Origin of the sequence: Streptomyces sp. NPDC057428, assembly GCF_042803195.1 — a bacterium.
Classification (GTDB): domain Bacteria; phylum Actinomycetota; class Actinomycetes; order Streptomycetales; family Streptomycetaceae; genus Streptomyces.
The window spans coordinates 1-2420 of record NZ_JBHVCT010000200.1 but is presented as its reverse complement, the minus strand read 5'-3'; the positions used below and the strand labels follow the sequence as shown (position 1 = coordinate 2420).

Annotated in this window: 4 protein-coding genes and 2 pseudogenes; 2 read left to right on the top strand and 4 right to left on the bottom strand. The window is 67.0% G+C overall.

Annotated features, from left to right (window positions below; genetic code table 11):
• Window positions 1-92: 92 nt before the first annotated feature.
• From ACFU5K_RS31655 to ACFU5K_RS31640, 4 genes and pseudogenes are all read right to left on the bottom strand, one after another.
• Window positions 93-301, bottom strand: a pseudogene (locus ACFU5K_RS31655) (site-specific integrase); the annotation flags it as partial.
• The gene (locus tag ACFU5K_RS31650; RefSeq protein WP_384068131.1) at window positions 289-546 is read right to left on the bottom strand and encodes a Txe/YoeB family addiction module toxin; all 258 of its coding nucleotides are present in this window, start codon (window positions 544-546) and stop codon (window positions 289-291) included. The pseudogene ACFU5K_RS31655 and the gene ACFU5K_RS31650, both read right to left, overlap by 13 nt.
• Window positions 543-800: a type II toxin-antitoxin system Phd/YefM family antitoxin gene (locus ACFU5K_RS31645; RefSeq protein WP_384068128.1), complete on the bottom strand. Its 258-nt coding sequence runs from the start codon at window positions 798-800 to the stop codon at window positions 543-545. Before ACFU5K_RS31645 ends, ACFU5K_RS31650 begins: the two co-directional genes overlap by 4 nt.
• Window positions 801-1436: 636 nt before the next feature.
• On the bottom strand, window positions 1437-1682 hold the full coding sequence (locus tag ACFU5K_RS31640) for a hypothetical protein (protein ID WP_384068123.1): 246 nt from the start codon (window positions 1680-1682) through the stop codon (window positions 1437-1439).
• 132 nt (window positions 1683-1814) lie between these two features.
• On the opposite strand from ACFU5K_RS31640, the pseudogene ACFU5K_RS31635 reads away from it, so the two are divergent.
• Window positions 1815-1949 (top strand): annotated as a pseudogene (locus tag ACFU5K_RS31635) (XRE family transcriptional regulator); the annotation flags it as partial.
• 2 nt (window positions 1950-1951) lie between these two features.
• On the top strand, window positions 1952-2377 hold the full coding sequence (locus ACFU5K_RS31630; RefSeq protein WP_384068120.1) for an NUDIX domain-containing protein: 426 nt from the start codon (window positions 1952-1954) through the stop codon (window positions 2375-2377).
• Window positions 2378-2420 lie beyond the last annotated feature (43 nt).

Below are 2420 nucleotides of genomic sequence, written 5' to 3'. Positions count from 1 at the left end.
GGGCCCAGGAAAGCTTCACAACTCACCTAACCCGTGCGGTCCTTCTCATGTCACGGCCCGACCGGGACGATCACTAATTCCCCCAAGGTCGTTAGTACGGAGTGGATGTAGGTCAGCGTCAGCGGGGAGAGCAGCTTGTGCAGCACTGGCCGGTGGCGCAGCAGTGGGGCTGGTCGCGCCGGGCGTCGATGCTGCGGGAGCAGGACTGGCAGGTGATGCGGAGCTGGTTGAGCCAGGTACGGATGTCCTTGGCGGTGAGCTTGCTGAGCTTCTTCTTGCCCAGGCCGGTTAATAGTGGTCGCGGGCCTGGATGATCTCCAGGCCGCCGGAGTCGGTGACGCGGTAGACCAGCCGGTGTTCCTGCGTGATGCGGCGGGACCACCAGCCGGACAGGTTCCCTTTCAGCGGCTCGGGCTTGCCCCTGCCTTCGAAAGGGGTCCGCTTGATCTCCTTGATGAGGGCATTGACCCTGCGGAGCGTCTTGCGGTCGGTGTCGGCCCAGTGGGTGTAGTCCTCCCACCCGTCGTCCGAGAACGACGTCTTCACGCGTCCTCCGTGTCGATCAGGCCTCGGACGGTGCCGCGTCCGGCGTCCATCTGCTCGATGGAGCGCATGAGGCGGGCGGCGTTGCGGGGGGAGCGCATCAGGTACATCGTCTCCTCCCAGGCGTTGTAGTCCTCCTCGGACATGATCACGACGGTGCCCGCCTTCGACGTGACGCGCTCGGGCGCATGGTCTTCGGTGACGCGACGGATCAGACCGAAGAAGTCCTTCCGCGCTTCACTTGCGTTAATGGTCATGGGTTCCTCCCGTACATGTCGCCAGCCCCTCTACTGAAACGTACTTAAAACAGTACCATAAGTGTACAAAATTCGGTACGGTGAAAGTTCTGGCCTTGCATCTGCCTGAGCTGTTCAGAGTTTCTTTACTTGATCAAGGCGGCCCGCTGACGCGGGCCGCGCGCTCCGGCGGTCGGCGACCGCCGCCCGCTCCTGTCTGCCGCCCCGCTGGCGACGGCCGACGACTGCTCGGCGCACAGAGCCTGGGAGCGTAGGCCGGACTACCAATCGGAAGCCCCGGTCCGACCGCTCAGCAGCAGAATGGCCGGGCACCTGAGAGGCCACCCGGTGGGCTCGCGCCGTCCCGGACGCCCATGCTTGCTGCCTGGCTGGGGGCCGTGACGATGGAGATAACTGGGCTGATGCCGGTGCGGGGCTGAGCGAGACGCACGTGGCGGGTGGTCGGTCGGCGCGCCCGCCGTCGTGGCTGACTTTCTGTGGCAGAGGCCAGAACCCCCACAGTCATGGGCACGGCACGCGCGGAGGGCCCGTCCCTGCCGGGGCTGACGAGGACGGGGGAGCCTCGAACGGTTGCGCCCGGCAGGGACGGGAGACGGGTGGGTCAGCGCGGTGCGGCGCCTGGGCGAGCGAGTCAGGTCACGTCTGGCGCCAGGCCCGCCAGGGGCGGGTGATGATCTCCCGGTAGGTGTGGTGGGACGGGTTCTGGCCGCAGTGCCGCAGTACCCAATCCTGCGGTTCGGCGAAGTCCTCGCTTGTCGGCGAGGCCTCTCCGTCCACGGCGCACTGCATCGCGTACAGGACCGGCTCCGCGTCCGGCTCGCGGTCGGGCAGGAGCGTCCAATTCTCGTAGCGCAGGACCGAGCGCTGGGTCACCGTCCCCACCTCCGGTTGGCCACGGCCACCTTCGCGCTCAACTCCTCCGTCGGAGTCGGCGTACGTACGTCCTCTGGCGGCACGTCCCACCCCCGGCCACCGCACGGCGGCCGAAGCTGAACGCACGGCCCCACATGCCCCATCACCAGCGTCAACGCCTACGCAGCACCCGTGTGGCACCTTCGCCGTCACGAGACAGGCGGCATGTTCGACACCTACGCCGACAGCTTCGACGCCGTGTGGGCGACCGCAACCCCCGTACGAGAGGAAGGCTGACCGTGGCCCGCACCGAGTACTACGACGACCCCAACACGCCCAAGCCGAACAGCATGGTCGTCGCCGCTTCCGCCGTCGTCACCGACGACCACGGGCGCATCCTCCTCCAGCGCCGCCGCGGCAACGACCTATGGGCCCTGCCCGGAGGCGGCATGGACCTCACCGACTCCCTGCCCGGCACAGCCGTCCGCGAGGTCAAAGAGGAGACCGGCCTCGACGTAGAGATCACCGGCCTGGTCGGCACCTACACCGACCCGAAACACATCATCGCCTACACCGACGGCGAGGTCCGGCGACAGTTCAACGTCTGCTTCACCGCCCGCATCACCAGCGGCCGGCTGGAGATCTCCGATGAGTCCACCGAGCTCCGGTTTGTACGCAAACATTCAGCGGGTAATCGGAGCGTGATGGTTTCCGGCGTTGGATGACTGGCCGTCACGGTGGGAGCGTGGTGGAAGCGGGATGCGGTGT